We start from the raw sequence: 19083 nt of genomic DNA, 5'->3' as shown, positions 1-19083 counted from the left end.
CTGAGCGAAGCGAAGAATCTCATAATGCCTCAGGATAAACTCCGCGAAGAATCTCATACTCCGACGACAAACGAGACCCCTCACGGAGCCTGCCCTGAGTAGGACGAGATCCTTCGCTACGCTCAGGATGACAGAAGGCGAAGGGTTCAGGGTGACATTTTGACGGCTTTTTTAACGGTCTCATAAGGTTGATTATGTTTATGACTCGAATCGCAAATATTTTCAAAATGCCGGCGGCTTTGACAGCGGCGGCGATTATCGTCGCGGCTGCCGGATGCTCTCCGGCGGAACGCCGCACTGAGCGTCGCGCGGAGTCGCGGTCGCGCCTGATGATGGACACCCTTGTCGAAATAAAAACTTCCGCGAGGTCGAGGGAACATATTTTTGACGCCGCTTTCGACGAGATTGGCCGCATCGAGAAAAAATATTCGGTATACGGCGGCGGCGCGGCGATGACGGCCATAAATACCCTCGACGGAAGAACCGACGCGGCGGGCGCGATACTCGACGATGAAACGCGGTTTCTGCTGGATTTCGCTCTGCGGATTTCTTCGTTTTCATCGGGCGCTCTCGACCCCGCCGTGGGCGCGCTGAGCCGTCTATGGAGAGATGCCGAAACGCAACCGCCGCCGGCGGATCGAATCGCGGCGGCGAGGTTACTATCCGGAATCGGACGCATAAAAATCGTCGACGGAAAACTTTATAAAAAAGCGGGTGCGCTGCTTGATTTCGGGGCGTTCGCCAAAGGTTATGCCGTCGATAAAGCGGTCGAAAAAATGAAATCCGCCGGAGCCAAAGAAGGAATTGTCAACGCGGGCGGAGATATAAGAGTTTTCGGGCAAAGAACGTGGAATATAGCGGTCAAGCATCCCAGAAAAGAATCGGAATTTCTGGGCGTAATTCCCCTTCGCGACAAGGCGGTGGCGACCAGCGGCGACTACGAAAGATTCAGGGAACTCGACGGACGCAGGTACCATCATATCATCGACCCGTTCACGGGTTTTCCCGCCGAGGGCGTAATATCGGTCAGTATAATCGCCGACGACTGCCTTACCGCCGACGCTCTGTCGACGGCTGTGTTCGTGCTGGGGGCGAAACGCGGTATCGCGCTGATAGAAAAAATCGAAGGCGCGGAATGCGTTATCGTCGATAAACGGGGCGGGATACACAAAACTGCGGGGCTCAAAACAATCCCTTTTACCTACTGAAGAAATGGCGGGCGGAATCAGCGTCCCACGGAAAGAATTTTAGCCGCCCGTCGAAAAAATCCCTCTTTGTCCGGCCCGGAATCTCCCGCGGCAAGCGCGGATGCGACGTCGGGGGCAAGCGATATCGCCCGCCCCGTTATCCGCCAAGCCCTTGCGAATGCGCTCAACGGAAATATTGCAAACGCGCGATTTTTTATCTCGGGCAGAGAGCCGGCGGGGTTTTTTTTAAACAGCCACGCGGACGCCTGAAAAACCAGAATTATTCTTAATCCCGAAGTCAGGGCGACCGAAAGACCCGATCCCAATAAATACGGCAGCGCGAAAAAAACCGCGGCGGCCGGAGCGAATCGCGCATAGCGCCGCGACAGGCCAATTCCACCGCCTATAAATACCGCCGGCACGAACAGCGCGCCGGCGGCGGCAAGCGCGTCCCACCTGTCGACAAAAAAACTTACCGCGACAATCGTCAGCGCGGCGGCAAGCCGTCGCCAGGAAACCGGCGGCGCGGCCGCCGCCTCCGACGGCGTTCCGCGCGCTTCCGCCGGTTCGCCGTCGCGGGAACGCGAAAAGACCGCCGCGGCAACGGCGCCCGTCAACACGCCGCTGACCGCCCCCGCAATCACGAGCAGCGGAAGCAGCCGGAAGATGTTCAGCGCGCCGGCGAACAAAAAATATACCGCGGCAAGCTGCGCGGCGTTGTGCGCCACGGCTCCGGCCATACTGACGCCGTAAGTCGAAAAAACGCCGGCGCGGGCGGCCAGGGACATCGCCAGAAAAGAGGCGGGCGAGGCCGCGAAACTTATTATGAAAGCGGGCGATAAAAATGTGCCGGTCAGAAAAGACGCGGCCACGGGACGGCACAGCGCGACAAGAAACGCGTCGGCAAAGTTCATCCCCTCTATGGCCGACAGCGTGGCGACGTTGGCAAGCCCCGGCTTTACCCCCGGGACGGGCAGGGGGATGAGCGACTCGGCCGCCTGAATGGCGGCGCCGGCGGCGGCCAGATTGATGATTTTGTCGTCGGACGACAATGGCTTATTTTGTGACTGCGTCATAATTTATGTCTTTCGCGACTATTGTCACGGCGATTTTATTCGGCGCGCATACGATAGAATCTCCGGCGCGGGAGATGCTTCCCGAATGCTCGCAAATTTTTTTGGGGCAGTCGGACGAAAGCACGGAAACCCGCGATTTTTCTATTTTGACGGTAAAGCCGTCGCGGATTTTTATTATACGGTCAACGTCAAGAGGAGCGGAGCGGATTTCGTCGGATCCGGACAACACCCTGACAAAAAGACCGCCGGACCGCCCTCCCGACCAGCGCGCGCTTCCGTAAAAAAATAAAAAAAACGCCGCCGCGGCCAGAACGACGGCCAGCAGGGCGTCGAAGATATTGAATTTTGTTTTCACCTGCGGGAACCGCGCGTGGTAACGGTTCGGGATAATTTCGGGCGGCGGGATATTATTTTAATTATCGATCCGCGCCGTATAGAGACGCGGCCTTCGAGTATTACGGCCAGCGCGTCATAGCCGGACATTGAGCTTAAAATGCCCGAACCCTGAGCGCCGGTCAAACGCGCCGACGGGACGAGAGAGTCGTCGCTTTCCACGTTGACCCGCAGAAAGTGGCGGCGGGAATCGTTTTTGGAGTATGTGAAACCGGATACGGCGCGGGAGACACGTCCGAATCCGCTTCCGTGCGGCGAAAGATGCGGCGAGACCAAGAGTTCGTAGGACAGTAAAGACGACACAACGTTTCCGGGAAGCGTAAAAACCGGTTTGCCCCTCAACAACGCGAAACCCGTCGGACGCCCGGGTTTCATTTCTATTCTTTCAAAAATAAATTTCGCGCCGAGACGCCGCAGGGATTTTTTTACTATATCGAAGTCGCCCATGGAAACTCCGCCGCAGGTAATGAGCGCGTCGCAGCGCGCGACGGCCGACGATATGGCGGAAGCCGCGGAACGCTCATCGTCGGAAAGATGCCCCGCGTAGAGAGGCGAGCAACCCGATTCGGCGATGGCCGCTCCCAGCGTGTAGCGGTTGGCGTTGTATATCAGGGAAGATTTAAGCCGACGGCCCGGCATTACAACTTCGTCGCCGGTCGTAAAAAAACCTACGACGGGACGCCGCAGAACGGCCGCGGATTTAAGACCTTGCGAGGCCGCAAGGCCAAGTTCGGCGGGCCCCAGAAGCGAACCTTTGGGTATAAGCAACGCGCCCTTTTTTACGTCCTCGCCCGCGAAGCGCAGGTTTTCTCCCCGACGGACCGAGCGCAGTATTGTGACGAAACCGCCGGCTTCGGCCGACGCGTTTTCCCTCATTACCACGGCGTCGGCGCCGGCGGGCGCGCGGGAGCCGGTCATTATGCGGGCGCACTCGCAACGGCCGATTTTTTCAGACGGCGTTCTGCCCGCGGGTATCACTTCCACGACCTTAAGCCGCGCGACGGCCCGACGGACATCGCGCGAGCGGACGGCGTATCCGTCCATCGCGGAGTTGTCGAACGGCGGCGACGGCATACGCGCGCGGATGTCTTTGGCTGCGGCGCGGCCGAGCGCGGCCTCAAGACGCACGACTTCCCCCGACGGGCGCAGCCGGCGCCGGACGGTCGAGGTTATCAGCCGCGCGGCGCTTTCAAACGTCACCGACGGCGGGGGCCTTACCCCCGCGGCGATTTCCGTCGGACGGCTCTTTTTCAGATTATATCCTCGGCTCCGAGGGTTTTTTTACCGCCTTCGGCTTTCACTTTTTCGACCGACGCCTTGACGATGGCATCGACTTTTTCGGAAAGCTTATCGATGTAATCTCCGCCGGTTCTCAAATCGGACTCTTTGACCATCTTTTTGATCTTGCTGACCACTACCAGAACTTCAGCCATTGCAGGCCTCCTCGTTTTTTACGCCGACCGGAATACGACCGGCATTTTTTTTCTATTGCGCACAATTCTACTTATTTATACTTGTCGTGTCAAATCAATAGCCCAAATCTTGCGCGCACAAAACAACGCATATTTCCGTCGAGCCGGGTTTTTTAAGTATTACCTCGACCACCCTGCATATACGCCCCTCGGAGTCGCAGTCGGAACAAAGTCCGGTTTCAGCGCACGGGGTTTTTCGCCCGAGACGCCTTACGTTTATGGGCGCGGCGACGTTTCTGGCGCGGAAAATACCCGCCGCCTCATCGAAGGCGATTTTGTTGAATCCCGCGACCAGCACCACTTTCGACGGCCCGAAGCTTACGGCCGCCGTCCTGTTTGCGTGCATGTCCACGAAAATAAGTTTTCCGTCGACGGTAACCGCCTGCGGCGACGCCAGATATACGTCCGCCGAAAGCGCCGCGCGCCTTTTGGCCAGAGCGTCTTCGCGGCTCATTCCCGCAAGAGGCATTATTATGCCGTGACCGCGGGACGAGAGCATTTCGGCCAGGCCCAGTTCCCGCACGCTCATAGACCCGCCCAACCCCACCGTCGAGCCGGCAGGAACCGCATCGGCCGCAAACGACGCGGCATCTTTGAGCGTGTCGGCTGCGACCGCGGTAAAACCGTTGGCCTCCAGCGCCTTAGCCGTCCGCGCAAGTATTTTCTTTCTCCACCAGATTACGTGTTCATCCATTGTTTTGGTCTCCGTTATAAAATATCGCGACGGAAGCCGGAATGCCGTCACGCCTTTTTGATGGTGACGTCGCCCGCCGTTATGGTCTTTAACCCCGACGATGTTTCAAGAATCAACCGCCCCTCGTTGTCGACGCCTTTTACCGCGCCTTCCGTCTCTCCGTCGAAAGTTTCCGCCGCGACGGCGCGGCCGCCCAGGGCGTTGTATGTGTCATACTCGCGGACGAACTGCGCGAAGCCGCCGCGAGAGTACCTGTCGTAAACGTCTTTGGCTGCCGCGAGTATCCCGGCCAGAATCCGCGCGGGCTCGACGGACGGCGGCGCGCCCGCTTCAAGAAGAGACGAGGCCGCGAACAGCGCGCCCGACGGAACTTTGTTTGAAACATTGAGCCCGCATCCGACGGCCAGCCAGTGTATTTTCTGCGAATCGGCCGATATCTCGGTTATTATCCCCGCGATTTTAACGAACTCGCCGGAGCGGTTTTTCGCAAGCACGTCGTTGGGCCATTTAACGTAACATTTAACTCCGCTCGCGCGCTCCACCGCCGCGCGAACCGCAAGGGAAAACGCGGGCGAAAACGCGGGCGCGGCGGACGGAGCCATATTTGGCCTGAGCAACACTGAGAACCACAGACCGCCCGGAGAAGATTCCCAGCGGCGGCGGAGCCGGCCGTAGGCGGCGGTCTGCTCGCCGGCGCGAACGACAAGCCATTCGGCGGAGCCCTTCTCGGCCAGCGCCTTGACGCGCGTCTGCGTGGAATCCGTTTTGGTCAGATTGACGAAACACAATCCCGGAATATCGTCGGAAAGCGCCAGTTCGAGATTATCGAATGTGATTTTATCCGGGCCGGATTTCATAATGTAGCCCGACTTTCTGGCCGCGTGAATATCGCAGCCCATTTCACGGAGTTTTTTTATATGTTTGTTGACGTCCGCCCGGGACACGCCGATGGCCCCGGCAAGGGCTTCGCCTGACACCAGAGCGCCCTTTTTAAGTTCGCGGAATATTTTTTTTCTGACTGAATCCGGCATAAACGAGAATTTTTTAACTCTTTATTTCAAGCGACAGATCCAGCGACGGCGCCGAATGCGTGAGCGCTCCGACGGAAATTCTGTCCGGTCCGAGCCGCGCTATCCCGCGGACAGTTTTAATATTCACTCCGCCCGACACCTCAATTTGCGCGGACGGGCGGAATTTCCTTATATAAGCTATCGCCCGTCGCAGAACCGGCGGCTTCATATTGTCGAGCAGGATAATGTCCGGCGCGGCGGCCGCGACGGCGGGAAGCCGAGTTATGGAGTCGCACTCTATTTCGATTTGTTTCCGACGACGGCGGGCGGCTTTAACCCACAGGAGCGGGTCCGGAACGACCGCCAAGTGGTTGTCCTTGACCAGAATCATATCCGCAAGATTCATCCGATGATTGCGGCCGCCTCCGGCCCGGACGGCGGACTTTTCGAGTTCCCTGAGACACGGAGTCGTTTTGCGCGTGTCGAATATGCGGGCGCGGGTTCCGCGCGCGGCCTCGACGAATCGCGCGGTGAGCGTGGCGATTCCCGAAAGCCGTCCGGCGAAATTCAAAGCGGTTCTTTCGGCGGCAAGAAGCGCCCGAAGCGGCCCGCGCGCTTTAAGAAGTACTTCGCCGCGCGCGACCTTTTTTCCGTCGGGGACAAGAATTTCGACACGGACGCGGCGGGACGTCGCGCGAAAAACACCGGCGGCGACACCGAGACCGCAGACCACTCCTGTCTCGCGGGCCGTCATCACGGCAATGGCCCCGGCTTTCGCAGCGCGGGGCGGCAAAAGCGCGCAAGTGGCGTCGCTGAACGCTCTGTCTTCCGTCAAGGCCGCGGAAATTATTTTATTTATTCGCATACGAAACGTATTCTATCATTTTTTCCGCCGGCGCGGCGCGGAGTTTTTAGGCAAGGCGGCCGCCGCTGACATCTCTTTAAGTTCCGCTATCTTGTCGCGCAGCGCGGCGGCGAGTTCAAAATCCAGCTGGTCGGCGGCGCGCAGCATTTCTTCCTCCAACTGCGCTATGTAGGAAGGCAGTTTATCTCCGGACATATATTCGGCCGCGGATTCCCCCACAACCACGGCAAGCGATTCCCGTCGGGCGATGCGCTCGAATTCTTCCAGATCGTCGACAGCTTTTATTATGGTGCGCGGTGTTATTCCGTGGACTCTGTTATGCTCCAGCTGCTTTACGCGGCGGCGGGACATTTCGTCGAGCGCGCGCCGCATAGAATCCGTGACGGAAGACGCGTAGAGTATTATTCTGCCTTCGAGATTCCGTGCCGCGCGTCCGGCTATCTGTATAAGAGTCCTTTCGCTCCTGAGAAAACCTTCTTTGTCGGCGTCGAACACAGCCACAAGGAGAACCTCCGGCATATCCAGGCCCTCGCGCAGAAGGTTCACGCCGACGAGAACGTCGAATTTTCCGAGACGGAAATCTTTTATTATGGCGATTCTGTCGAGAGCGGGGATGCCGGAATGAAGATACTTGGCGCGGATTTTCTTTTCGTCGAGCCATGCGGCGAAATCCTCGGCGGTTTTTTTTGTAAGAGTGTTTACTATGATGCGGCCGCGAGGCGAAAGTTTCTCTATTTCCGACGAGACGTCCATTACCTGGCGTTCCGACGGCCTTATCTCCACATCGGGATCGACCAGTCCCGTCGGACGTATGACAAGCTCGGCAGGCGATCCCGAACGTGATATTTCGTATTCGCCCGGCGTCGCGCTCGCGTAAAGCGCGGTCTTGACCATCGACTCGAATTCGTCGAATCTCAGGGGGCGATTATCGAGCGCGGACGGCAGACGAAATCCGAAATCGACAAGGGTGGTCTTTCGGGCGCGGTCGCCTTCGTGCATTCCCCTTATCTGCGGAACCGTAAGATGCGATTCATCGATTACGACGAGAAAATCTTCGCCGAAGTAATCCATCAGGCATTCCGGGCGGGCGCCCGACGGGCGTCCCGAAAGGTGCCTCGAATAGTTCTCGACGCCGTGACAAAAACCCGTCTCTTTGAGCATTTCCATATCGTAACGGGTGCGCTGGGCGATACGCTGCGCTTCGACGAGTTTTCCTATCGACTCAAGATATTTTACGCGCACGGAGAGCTCGGCCTCGATTACAGAAACGGCGTCCAAGATTTTCTGCGGCTCGGTCAAAAAGTGCTTGGCCGGATATATATAGATTTTTTCAAGCGGGCGCAGACGTTCGGAGGTAAGAGGATTTATTTCGGATACGCTCTCGATGATATCGCCGAAAAACTCAATCCTGACGCCCGTTTCCAGATATGCCGGAAACACGTCGACGATATCGCCTTTCACGCGGAAATGCCCTCTGGACGGCTCAAAATCATTTCTGGCATACTGCACGGCCACAAGTTCCCGCAGAAGATCCCCGATGCCCTTGGACGCCCCTTTTTCGACGAGAACCGAGAATTTTTTGTAGTCCTCGGGAGAGCCCAGATTGTAAATGCAGGATACCGACGCCACTACGATAACGTCCCTGCGCGACATCAGCGAAGACGTGGCTTTCAGACGGAGCCGGTCGATATGTTCGTTGACGGCGGAGTCCTTTTCTATGAAAGTATCCGTCCGAGGAATATACGCTTCGGGCTGGTAGTAATCGTAGTACGAGATGAAATATTCTACGGCGTTTTCGGGAAAGAATTTCTTGAATTCCGCGTAAAGCTGCGCGGCCAGAATTTTATTGGGCGAGATTATCAGGGCGGGTTTCTGGAGTTTTTCTATGACGGAAGCAATTACGAAAGTTTTGCCGGCGCCGGTAACGCCGAGCAAAAGGTTGTGCTTCTTGCCGGAACGGACTCCGTCGGCGAGAGCGTCTATAGCCCCCGGCTGGTCGCCGGCGGGCGCAAACGGCGATATCAGCTTAAATCTTTCAGCCACTTTGCGGTTTCGCCGTATATTGCGGGATTCGCCGTCTCAATGCGCAGAGGCGTGATGGAAACGCGGCCGCGATCGACGGCTCCGGTGTCGGTGCCTTTTACGAACTTGCTTTTGAGTATCTTGCCGGACAGCCAGAAATAAGTTCCGCCGCGCGGATCGCGGCGAGTCAATATTTTCTCGTCGTAAACCCGCTTGCCCAGGGTGGTAACTTCCACCCCCCGCTTCACTTTGGGATAGTTCACATTCAGATAAATATCGTCAGGAATGCCTTGGGCGAAAACTTTTTCGGCCAAATGCCTCGCGAATATCGCCGCGTCGCGGAAATTGATATTGCCGAGATCAGACAGAGATACCGCCAGCGACGGTTTGCCCAGAAGCGCTCCTTCGCGGGCGCCGGCGACGGTGCCGGAGTATATGACGTCCTCGCCCAGATTCGGCCCCGTGTTTATGCCCGAAACGACCATGTCGATTTTTTTCTTGAACATATGCAGTATCGAAAATCGCACGCAGTCGACGGGAGTTCCCGTGGTCATATAAAAATCGTCATCGACCTTTCTTATCCATAACGGTTTATGCAGGGTTATGGAATGGCTCATGCCGGAGCGTTCCTGATCAGGAACGATGGCTATTACCCTGCCTATTTTTTTAAGTTCGGACACCAAAGGCCGCAAACCGGCGCCGTGAATGCCGTCGTCGTTGGTCACGAGTATCGTTCGTTTTTTCATTAAGGGAATTCCTTTCGGTTGGCGGATGGTCCGTCGCACGGAAGATAATAGCAAATTATGCCCGGGATTCCGTAAAAAAAGCGTCGGAATTATTGCATGTTTGAACGCTATTTTCAGCGGGAGGCGGCCAGCGACAGTACGACTGCGGCGAGGTCGGACGCCGCCGATCCGTGCGGAGCGGCGCGGCGCCTTCCGACGGGATTAAGCGCGGATTCGCTCAGTTTCTTGGCGAGTATCCCGGGATTCAGGTCGTCTTCGGAGATGATTTCGGCCGCGTATCCGGCGGCGATGTGGGCTTGAGCGTTTTTCGTCTGATGATCCGCCGTTGCGCGTTTATACGGAACCAGTATCGCCGGAAGTCCCGTGGCGGCCAGTTCGGCTATGGTGGTGGCTCCTGCTCGGCACACGGCAATGTCCGAGGATGCGTACACGGTTCCCATTTCCCTGAGATACGGGTACACCGCCGCGCGGAATCCGGAAGCGGCGTAGGCCTCTTTTACACGGAAATAATCGGCTTCGCCGGTAAGATGCAGAAACTGTATTCTCGACTTAAACTCTTCGAGATGCCGCAACGCTCCGATGGCCGCGGAATTTATTGCGGAGGCGCCCTGGCTTCCGCCGAAAATAAGAATCGCGCGCTTGCCGTCTTCGAGATCGAATTTGCGAAGGTTTCTTTCCGCCGAGGATATGGCCCCGCGAACGGGATTCCCGGTCACGACCGTTTTGGCTTTTTTGAAGAAAACCTCCGACGACGGAAAACTGATCGCTATTTTGTCCGCGATATACGACAGCGCTTTATTGGCGAGGCCCGGCACGGAGTTTTGCTCGTGTATGATCGTCGGTATGCCCGACAAACGCGCGGCCGCGATAACCGGAAAAGAGACGTAAGCGCCCATTCCCGCCACCACGGACGGACGGCGGCGCCTAAGCAGCCGTACCGCCGAGATTATACCGGCTAAGTTGACTGCGGCAAAAACCGCCAGCGCCGACGGCGAGCGGCGCGGAAAAGGATGGGCGACGACGCAATCGTAATCTATTTTAAGCTCGGAAAGTATATCCTTGCCGAGATCGTCATTTTTTACGGCAAACGAAACTTCGCATCCGCGTGAAATCAACTCCGAGGCCAAAGCTATCCCCGGATAAAGATGTCCGCCCGTGCCGCCGGCGGCTATAAGAACCTTTATGTTTTTCATCGCGCGCGTTCTCCCTTTCCCGACGAAAAATTAAGCAGCATACCCGCGGCGGCGAGCGTTACGACCAGCGAACTCCCGCCGAAGGATATAAACGGAAGAGTCAGACCTTTTGTCGGCAGAAGCCCGCAGCTGACGCTTATGTGAAACAGCGCCTGCACGGTAAAATAGATCGTTATGCCGGCCGACGCCAGCGACACAAACATATCGTTGCTCAGGGAAGCGGCCCTCAGACCTCGCGCAAAAACCGCAAAAAACAGACCTATTACGACTATGGCGCCCAGATAGCCGAACTCTTCGCCTATTACCGCGAAAACGAAATCCGTGTGCGGCTCCGGCAGATAGAACACTTTCAGACGGCTCGAGCCCGGCCCGGCGCCAAGCCATCCGCCGCGGGCAAGCGCGGCAAGAGCGGCGCCCTGCTGACTTTCGACTTCGGCGGGGCCGCTCGGAGTTTTGGATCCACGCGACGGCGACAAGGCCGTCGCGGCGAAGTTTTTGACCCTGGCGAGACGGTAAGGCGTAACGGCTATCGCCGAAGCGCCTATCGCGACGCAAATCAAACCCGCCGCGGCAAGATATCGCAATTTGACGCCGGCCAGAAAAAACATCGCCAGCGCCACGCAGACGATTACTATCGCGCCGCCGAGGTCGGGCTGCACGAGTATAAGACCGAGCGGCACTGCCACAAGCGCCGCCAGCTGCGCGAAACCGGCGGGTGTTTTAAGACGGCTTTTTTTTCTGTCAAGGTAATCGGCCAGAAATATTATCATAGCCACTTTCATGGCTTCCGACGGCTGAAAGGTCGTAAAACCAAGATCAAACCATCGCTTTGCCCCGTTTATTTCGCGGCCGAAAAGCAAAACTCCGCCCAGCATGGCCGTCATGCCGATGTAAAACCATCGGGCGTATTTTCTGACGAAAGCCGTTTTTATGTGCACCGCCGACCAGAGACATCCGAAACCGACGGTCATCCACATAAGATGTTTGAAGAAAAAACTGTAAGGCGCGTTGAAGCGCTTAAACGCCAGAAGCATACTGGCCGATAGCACCATCACAGCCCCGAAAAGCGCCAGAGCCGTCACGGCCAGAAGCAGTTTTGTGTCGGTGCGCTGGATTTTATTCATAATAAATATCTTCATCAAACCGAAACGCCCGGAATCAGAGAGCCCCCACGATTTTTTTGAAGGCCTCTCCGCGACGCTCGAAATTTTCGAACTGGTCGTACGACGAACACGCGGGCGACAGTAAAACGATATCGCCGGCTTGCGCCTTTTTAGCGGCCGACGAAACGGCCGTTTTCAAATCTCCGCTGAAATATACCGCGGCGGAACCGCGAAGCTCGGCGCCTATCCTGACGGCGGCCTCTCCTATCAGAAATATACCCTTTACTTTTTTCCGTATGAGCGGCAGCAGCGGCGCGTAAGGCGATCCCTTATCGCGTCCGCCCATAATCAGCCAAATGCCGACGGGCAGCGCTTTGAGCGCCACTTCGACGGAAGATACATTGGTGGCCTTGGAATCGTTGATATATCCGACTCCTTTTTTTACCGCGACGGACTCTATGCGATGTTCCACGCCATTGAATTTCGAGCCGGCGGATTTTATCTGAGCCACACCGGCGCCGGCCAAACGACACGCGGCGAAAGCCGCCAGAGCGTTGGATATGTTGTGCTCGCCCGGAATCGCCAGATTCAGTTTTATTTTTTCCGCGCGGCCCGACAGATTCAGATTAAACACACCGTCGTCATAATAAGCCCCGCGGGAAAGTTTGCGGCGAACGCTGAAAAATACTTTTTTGCACGGCGCCTTGGCCGCAAGATGACGGCAGATTTTGTCGTCAAAGTTGAGTACGCAGCGGTCATCAGGACGCTGATTCAAAAATATTCTGCTCTTTGCGGCCGCGTACGCGCTCATATTGCCGTGATGTTCCAGGTGATCGGGAGTCACATTGAGTATCACGGACACATCCGGACGAAAAAACCGGGCATCCTCGAGCTGATAGCTTGAAACCTCAAGAACAAGCGCGTCCCTCGGACCGATTTTTTTTGCCACCGCCGCAAGAGGCAGCCCTATATTGCCGCAAACGAATACTCTCGGAAATTTCTTTTTGAGTATCGCGCCCGCAAGCGCCGTGACCGTGGTCTTGCCGTTGGTGCCGGTTATAGCCACTACTTTTGCGGGACGGGGAATCCGCGCGAACACGAAATCAAGTTCCCCCGTGACCGGAATTCCCTTTTTTGCGGCCGACAGAAGAATTTTCTCGTCGGAACGGATGCCGGGACTTTTGACTATCAGATCGGCGTCAAGAAGCTTGGCGGTATGCCCGCCGAATTCCGCGCCGAAAGTTTTTTTTCGGCGCAGCGACGGATCAAGAGCAAGCGGCGAGGAAGCCCGCGATTCGGACACGAAAACATCGCATCCGGAATCCAGAGCGAATTGCGCAACCGCCGCTCCGGTTAAGCCGAAACCCATTATTCCTATTTTCATATCAACGCAATTTTAACGAAGCGAGCGCCACCAGAGAAAGCACTATCGAAATTATTATGAATCTTACGGTTATTTTGGGTTCGGATAACCCGCCGAGTTCATAATGATGGTGCAGCGGCGCCATGCGGAAAATTCTTTTGCCCGTTCTTTTAAAATACTGCACCTGCAGTATCACGGATAAAACTTCGGCCACGAAAACACCTCCGATAATAACCAGAAGCAGTTCCTGTTTTATGAAAACCGCCACCATGCCCAATCCGCCGCCAAGAAAAAGCGAACCGGTATCGCCCATGAATATCTGCGCGGGATGCGTGTTGTACCATAAAAAACCCAGACCGGTGCCGAGCATAGCCGCCAGATAAACCGTTATTTCGCCCGCTCCCGGCACATAAATTATTTTAAGATACTGCGCAAAACGCACATTGCCGGCCAGATAAGCGAAAATCGAAAAAGTGAAAGCCGCCACCACAAGATTGCCTATGGCCAGACCGTCGAGCCCGTCGGTAAAGTTTACGCCGTTGGACGCGCCGAGAATGACGAATACGACAAACGCCGCATAAAGCGCGCCGAGGCCTATGTAGGCGTCTTTAAGATACGGAATGTTGATGGTGTCGGCAAAAGCCGCCGCCGCCGGATATTGCCTCAGGTAGAGCGCCACGGATACGGCCAGAACAATCTGCCCTGCAAGTTTTTTTGACGCGGACAGTCCCCGCGAATTTTTCTTGACGTGTTTAAGATAGTCGTCGGCAAAGCCCAGCATCCCCAAAAATATAACACCGCCAAGAAGCCAGAGTATGAACCTGTTATCAAGTCGCGCCCAAAGCGCGGTAGTAACCGCCATGGAAACAAGTATGGCTATTCCGCCCATTGTCGGGGTGCCTTGCTTGGCGTGATGCGTGGCGGGACCGTCGTCTCTTATCGGCTGCGTAATCATGCGGCGCTTCATATACGCGACCATAAGATTGGTCAGAATAATCGTCAGGATGAAAGACGTAAATATGGCGCCGAAAGCACGGAAGGTTATATACTGGAAAATATTAAGCGGCGAAAAGATGTTCCTTAAACCGAACAGTAAATGATAAAGCATCCGCGGCTCCTTGAATACCTATATTTCGCGGGAATGATCCGCATATAACTGCGTTGCCGGCTCAGAAAGTCCGATTGAATGCGACGCTTTAAAAAACACGGCCGAAGAGCCGGACGTGTATTTGGGGTCGCGCAATTCTTCCGATAATTCGCGCACGGAAGCAAAATGGCGTACGGGCGCCGGAGGATGCAGAGTTTTCATGCGTCGCAGCGCATGGCGCATTCTTTCTCCGACAAGCAACACCTCGTCGAAGGGCAGCGTCATTATGAAGTCGGCGAGCGCTTCGTGTTCTTTGGTTTCGGCCGCGCCGGTTTCAAGCATATCGCCGAGCACGAAAATTTTTGAACACTGGGGATATGCCTCGCAGAAAGCCGCAAGAGCCGCCCTCATAGAATCCGGGTTTGCGTTATACGCGTCATTTATTATGACTCCGCCGTTCGGCAGTTTCAACTTCTGCATCCTGCCCGCCACCGGAGCAAAGCCGTCAAGACCCGCTTTAACTTTTTCGGCCGGCGCCCCGAAGGCCTTGGCCGCGGAGGCGGCGGCAAGAGCGTTTGAAACATTGAAAACCCCGTTGACTCGAAGATTTATATCCAGCGCCTCGCCGGCATAATCCATTATAAATTCCACACCGTCCGGAGAGACGGTCACCGACGCCGCCGAAATGTCGGCGCCGGGCATTGAACGAACCGAATAACGTATAACCGATTTTTTCAGTGTGCGCGAAACGCCCGACAGGCGTTCGTCGTCGATGTTAAGCGCGGCCACGCCTCCCGGCCGCAGCGAATCGAGCAGTTTGGTCTCTTCCCGCAGAACTCCTTCCATATCGCCGAAACCGGCAAGATGCTCGGCCCCTATGTTTGTTAAAATCGCGACGTCCGGAGAGGCGATTTTTCCCAGCCGCTCCATCTCTCCGCGCACCGATATGCCCGCCTCAAGCACGACAAATTTTTCGTCGCCGGACGCGCCCAGTATAGATAACGGCAATCCCACCAGATTATTGTAATTAGAAGGACTCTTATGAGTATTGCCTTCGAGAGTCAGAATGTCTGAAAGCATATTTTTTACCGTCGTCTTGCCGTTGGAACCGGCTACGACAGCCACTCGCGCGTCAAACTCCCGTCTGGAAGCCGCCGCGTAATCTCCGAGCGCCTTAAGAGTGTCGTCAACTTTTATAAGCGCGGGGATGCCCAGGGATATTTTGTTTTCGGAGAGGGTTATATCGCCGCGGGAAAACACTATTACTCCGGCGTTTTTTGAAACCGCCTCTTTTATAAAATCGTGTCCGTCGTGAACCGGGCCGACCAGCGCGAAATAACAATCGCCGGCGGCCAGAGTGCGCGTATCCACGGAAACCGAGCGGAAGCACTCGTGCGGGTCGCCGCTGATAAACACGCCTCCGACAATTTTGACGAAATCCATCAGACGAGTCGTATTCATGCGCGGTTTTTAATTGCCTCGACGGCGACGTCATAATCGCTGAACGGTATTTTTTCTTCGCCTATTATCTGGCAGGTTTCGTGGCCCTTGCCCGCAAGAAGCACAATATCCCGCGGACGGGCGGCTCCTATGGCATAGCCGATGGCCTCTTTTCTGTCCATTATTATGCTGTAATTTGAAGCGCCGGTTTTTTTTATGCCTATCTCGATATCCAGAATTATTTTATGCGGATCCTCCGTGCGGGGATTATCCGACGTCACCACGACTAAGTCGCTGCCCTCCGCGGCGGCGGCGCCCATCATGGGACGCTTGGTTCTGTCGCGGTCGCCGCCGCATCCGAAAACGGTTATCAGACGGCCGGGTCGAAGATCCCGCAGAGTGCCTATCACTTTGGATAAGGCGTCGGGAGTGTGCGCGTAATCTATGACGACTGTAAAACCTTTTCTGGCATGAATAGTTTCCAGACGTCCGGGAATGCGCTTCAGGGCTGATATGCCCTTTTTGACGTCGGACGCGGAAAACCCGCAGGACAGCGCCGCGACCGCCGCCAGAAAAGCGTTGGAAATATTATATCTCCCTATCAATTGCGTCTCGAATTTATGTTTGAGCCCCGATATCTCGCACGTAAAAGCGGCGCCTCGCGGGCTCATACGCAAGTCAGACATCCGCGCGTCGGCGGAACCTTGCGCGGAACAAGTCACAATCCGCGCGCCGCCCTCGATGGAAGCAATCGACTGCGCGAGTTTCCCCCCCCATTCATCGTCGATATTGACCACGCAGGTTTTATTCTTTTTCGGACTCTTGGCCATCAAGTCCGCGAACAGGCGCTTCTTGGCTTCAAAATAACTCTGCATATCTCCGTGATAGTCCAGATGATCCTGCGTGAGATTGGTGAACACGGCGCAGTCGAACTCCACACCGTCGACGCGGCGCTGCGAAAGCGAATGGCTCGACACCTCCATAACGACGGTCTTGACCCCGCGCGACTTCATATTCGCCAAAAGTTCGGCAAGATCGCCGGCAAACGGCGTCGTGTTGGGCGCCGGGAAAATTTTTCCGCCGTAGCGATAATTTATTGTGCCTATAACGCCTGTTTTTTTGACGCGGGAAGATATCGCTTCCATAAGATAAGTGAAAGTGGTTTTGCCGTTGGTGCCCGTCACGCCTATCACTTGCATTTTCGCGGAAGGATTTCCGAAAAACCGCGAAGTTATCGCGGCGACGGCGGCGTTGATGTCGGCGGCCGTTATTATTTTGCCTTCGGGGGCAAGACCGCTCGTCGCGGGAACGAGGGCCGCGACGGCTCCGGCGGCAAACGCCGCGGACGCAAAATCCGCGCCCTTCGCGCGGGCTCCATCGAGCGCCACAAAAAGATCGCCGCGGCGCGTCTTTCTTGAATCCGTGCGGACGCCCGATATCTCCACATCGGGGATATTGTTATGTTCCGCGTTTATTCCGGGGATATTTGCAAGCAGTTCTGAAAGTTTCATTTGATCGAAGCCAGCTTCGCGCCGGAAGGCGACGGCGGTATCCTCATATACGCGGCGGCGGCGCCCGCCACTCTGGCGAATACCGGCGCCGCGACGGTGGAACCCCAGTAATCGCCCTTGGCCGGCGAATCTACCATTACAAAAACAGTAAGCCGCGGATCTTCCAGAGGCACTATCCCGCAGAAAGAGGACACATAATGTTTTTTAGAATAGCGTCCCGTGGCGACGTCGATTTTCTGTGCCGTGCCGGTCTTGCCGCCTATGTTGTAACCCGGCACCGCGCTGTGCTGTCCCGTGCCGTAACTGACCACATCTCCCAGCATTTCCTTAAGAGCCGCGACTGTTTTGTCGTCGGCAACGCGCCGCACGACGGTGCGGCCGCTTTCCTGCGCCCTGCGCCGCCCGTCGGCCGACACAATTTTTTTTTCTATCCTGGGCTCCAGAAGCCATCCGCCGTTTGCTATAGACGAATATGCGTTGGCAAGCTGTATGGGCGTAACTCCGATACCCTGTCCGAATGAAACCGTCGCGGTCGTAAACGGGTCCCATTTACGGGGCATAAGACCTTTCTCTTCGCCGGGCAGCTTGATGCCCGATTGCGCGCCGAAACCGAAATTTCTTACGGACGTCCTGATTTTGTCGACGGAAATGCGCTGCGATATTTTTGCGCAGGCGATATTTGACGAAAAAGCGAAGGCCTCGCGCACGGTCAACGTCCCCTTTTTTTCGTGGTCGCCGATGTATTTGTCATAAATTTTATACTTTCCGTTTTCACAAAATATCAGTTCGTCATCCTTGATGGCGCCCTCGGCAAAAGCCAGCGCGTACGTAAATATCTTGAACGTCGAGCCCGGCTCGAACACCTCGGCAATGGGAGATATTCTGGCCGACGGCGTTTTCCGTCGGGTGGCGGCCGCCAGTATTTCCCCGTCGACAGGATTCTGCACGATGATGACGACCCCCGCGGCCCCTGTCGCTTCCATGGATTCCGCGGCGGCCCGCTCGGCTATATGCTGTATGTTTTTGTCTATCGTCAAATAAACGTCGGCGCCGCGGGATACTTCTTCAAAATAAAAATCTTCGGGAATGCTTCTGCCCGCGCCGTCGCGCTGCTTTCTTACCCGCACGGCGTGGCCGCTCAACTGGCCGTCGAAGGCAAGCTCGGCGCCGGTTTTAGCGTGTGTGCCGCATATGCCCAGAAGTTCTCTGGCGAGTTCGCCCTCGGGATATACCCGCCTCACCCGCTCTTCCATGCCTATCCCCGGAATATTCAAGGACCTTATCGCCGCGATTTCATCGGCGGGAAACTCGATGTCCAGCGGTATGTATCTTCTTTTTGTGGCGGCCATGCGGGCAAGTTCGCTTTTGCTCATCGAAGAAACAGATCTGATTCTTTCGTAAAGCGAGGAAACGCCGCCGGACTCTTCGACAAGCTTGGCGTCCATAAAAAGCCCTGTCATCTTGCGACTCATCACAAGGACCTCGCCGTTGCGATCATAAATGGTTCCGCGCGGGCCGTTTTCGACCGTCTCTTTGGGAGCGAATCCATCGCACCCGTCGGGCGGAGACCAAATCTGCAACATAAAAAGACGGGCGGCGACGAGCAGCCATGCCGCGCAAACTCCGATAAATATCCCGGCGAATCTCTTTTTTGTCATTGTTCCGCTATGATTATATCGCTCGCGGAGGCGAAGCGATATTTTTTTCCTGAGGCGTAGCGCATCATCGCTTCCGACGACATAATGCTTTTAAGGCGCAAAAAATATTTTTGGTTTATCGCGGAAAGCTCGTCTCTGCGCGCGAAATACTCCCGCAGGATATAACGATTTCTGTCGACTGAGACGCTTTGCCAAACTATCACGCCCAGAAACAGAAAAACCAAAGCCAGCCCTGTTACTTTTTCTTTCATTCAAAGAATACC

At 55.9% G+C, this 19083-nt stretch carries 18 protein-coding genes; 1 reads left to right on the top strand and 17 read right to left on the bottom strand.

The annotated features are described in order from the left end of the window. Positions 1 to 194 precede the first annotated feature (194 nt). Positions 195 to 1208 carry a hypothetical protein gene (locus tag CVU77_07960; protein ID PKN00947.1) on the top strand — a complete coding sequence of 338 codons (1014 nt, stop codon included), beginning with the start codon at positions 195 to 197 and terminating at the stop codon, positions 1206 to 1208. 17 nt (positions 1209 to 1225) lie between these two features. Here CVU77_07960 and CVU77_07955 read toward each other — a convergent pair whose 3' ends face one another. The 17 genes from CVU77_07955 to CVU77_07875 form a co-directional block, all read right to left on the bottom strand. Further along, positions 1226 to 2263, bottom strand: coding sequence for a hypothetical protein (locus CVU77_07955; protein ID PKN00946.1), 1038 nt, complete (start codon positions 2261 to 2263; stop codon positions 1226 to 1228). Beyond that, the gene (locus tag CVU77_07950; GenBank protein ID PKN00945.1) at positions 2244 to 2669 is read right to left on the bottom strand and encodes a hypothetical protein; all 426 of its coding nucleotides are present in this window, start codon (positions 2667 to 2669) and stop codon (positions 2244 to 2246) included. The genes CVU77_07955 and CVU77_07950 overlap by 20 nt, the downstream gene beginning before the upstream one ends. Continuing rightward, on the bottom strand, positions 2615 to 3856 hold the full coding sequence (locus CVU77_07945) for a hypothetical protein (protein ID PKN00944.1): 1242 nt from the start codon (positions 3854 to 3856) through the stop codon (positions 2615 to 2617). The genes CVU77_07950 and CVU77_07945 overlap by 55 nt, the downstream gene beginning before the upstream one ends. A gap of 50 nt (positions 3857 to 3906) precedes the next feature. Beyond that, positions 3907 to 4089, bottom strand: a complete 183-nt coding sequence (locus CVU77_07940) for a hypothetical protein (protein ID PKN00943.1) — start codon at positions 4087 to 4089, stop codon at positions 3907 to 3909. A gap of 94 nt (positions 4090 to 4183) precedes the next feature. Continuing rightward, positions 4184 to 4873, bottom strand: coding sequence for a lactate utilization protein C (locus tag CVU77_07935; GenBank protein ID PKN00942.1), 690 nt, complete (start codon positions 4871 to 4873; stop codon positions 4184 to 4186). Next, on the bottom strand, positions 4870 to 5853 hold the full coding sequence (locus tag CVU77_07930; GenBank protein PKN00941.1) for a biotin--[acetyl-CoA-carboxylase] ligase: 984 nt from the start codon (positions 5851 to 5853) through the stop codon (positions 4870 to 4872). Before CVU77_07930 ends, CVU77_07935 begins: the two co-directional genes overlap by 4 nt. Positions 5854 to 5866: 13 nt before the next feature. Beyond that, on the bottom strand, positions 5867 to 6697 hold the full coding sequence (nadC, locus tag CVU77_07925) for a nicotinate-nucleotide diphosphorylase (carboxylating) (protein ID PKN00940.1): 831 nt from the start codon (positions 6695 to 6697) through the stop codon (positions 5867 to 5869). A gap of 15 nt (positions 6698 to 6712) precedes the next feature. Then, positions 6713 to 8740 (bottom strand): excinuclease ABC subunit B, encoded by a 2028-nt coding sequence (locus CVU77_07920; GenBank protein ID PKN00939.1) that lies wholly within the window; start codon positions 8738 to 8740, stop codon positions 6713 to 6715. Beyond that, a complete protein-coding gene (locus tag CVU77_07915; GenBank protein ID PKN00938.1) occupies positions 8719 to 9465 on the bottom strand; it encodes a 5'/3'-nucleotidase SurE in 747 nt (248 codons plus the stop codon). Before CVU77_07915 ends, CVU77_07920 begins: the two co-directional genes overlap by 22 nt. Positions 9466 to 9578: 113 nt before the next feature. Continuing rightward, positions 9579 to 10658 carry an undecaprenyldiphospho-muramoylpentapeptide beta-N-acetylglucosaminyltransferase gene (gene murG / locus CVU77_07910; GenBank protein ID PKN00937.1) on the bottom strand — a complete coding sequence of 360 codons (1080 nt, stop codon included), beginning with the start codon at positions 10656 to 10658 and terminating at the stop codon, positions 9579 to 9581. After that, the gene (ftsW, locus tag CVU77_07905) at positions 10655 to 11797 is read right to left on the bottom strand and encodes a putative lipid II flippase FtsW (protein ID PKN00936.1); all 1143 of its coding nucleotides are present in this window, start codon (positions 11795 to 11797) and stop codon (positions 10655 to 10657) included. Before ftsW ends, murG begins: the two co-directional genes overlap by 4 nt. A gap of 19 nt (positions 11798 to 11816) precedes the next feature. After that, positions 11817 to 13145 (bottom strand): UDP-N-acetylmuramoyl-L-alanine--D-glutamate ligase, encoded by a 1329-nt coding sequence (gene murD, locus CVU77_07900; protein PKN00935.1) that lies wholly within the window; start codon positions 13143 to 13145, stop codon positions 11817 to 11819. A gap of 1 nt (position 13146) precedes the next feature. Further along, a complete protein-coding gene (locus CVU77_07895; protein ID PKN00934.1) occupies positions 13147 to 14232 on the bottom strand; it encodes a phospho-N-acetylmuramoyl-pentapeptide-transferase in 1086 nt (361 codons plus the stop codon). Positions 14233 to 14250: 18 nt separating this feature from the next. After that, complete coding sequence (locus CVU77_07890) at positions 14251 to 15672, bottom strand: hypothetical protein (GenBank protein PKN00933.1); 1422 nt, start codon at positions 15670 to 15672, stop codon at positions 14251 to 14253. After that, positions 15669 to 17162, bottom strand: coding sequence for a UDP-N-acetylmuramoyl-L-alanyl-D-glutamate--2,6-diaminopimelate ligase (locus CVU77_07885; protein ID PKN00932.1), 1494 nt, complete (start codon positions 17160 to 17162; stop codon positions 15669 to 15671). The genes CVU77_07890 and CVU77_07885 overlap by 4 nt, the downstream gene beginning before the upstream one ends. Then, positions 17159 to 18820, bottom strand: a complete 1662-nt coding sequence (locus CVU77_07880; protein PKN00931.1) for a hypothetical protein — start codon at positions 18818 to 18820, stop codon at positions 17159 to 17161. The genes CVU77_07885 and CVU77_07880 overlap by 4 nt, the downstream gene beginning before the upstream one ends. Next, complete coding sequence (locus CVU77_07875; protein PKN00930.1) at positions 18817 to 19071, bottom strand: hypothetical protein; 255 nt, start codon at positions 19069 to 19071, stop codon at positions 18817 to 18819. Before CVU77_07875 ends, CVU77_07880 begins: the two co-directional genes overlap by 4 nt. Between the last annotated feature and the right edge of the window lie 12 nt (positions 19072 to 19083).

Source organism: Elusimicrobia bacterium HGW-Elusimicrobia-1, from assembly GCA_002841695.1.
In the GTDB taxonomy this organism is placed as follows: domain Bacteria; phylum Elusimicrobiota; class Endomicrobiia; order PHAN01; family PHAN01; genus PHAN01.
Note: the sequence above shows the minus strand (reverse complement) of the source record. Positions and strands in the feature narration are given on the sequence as shown.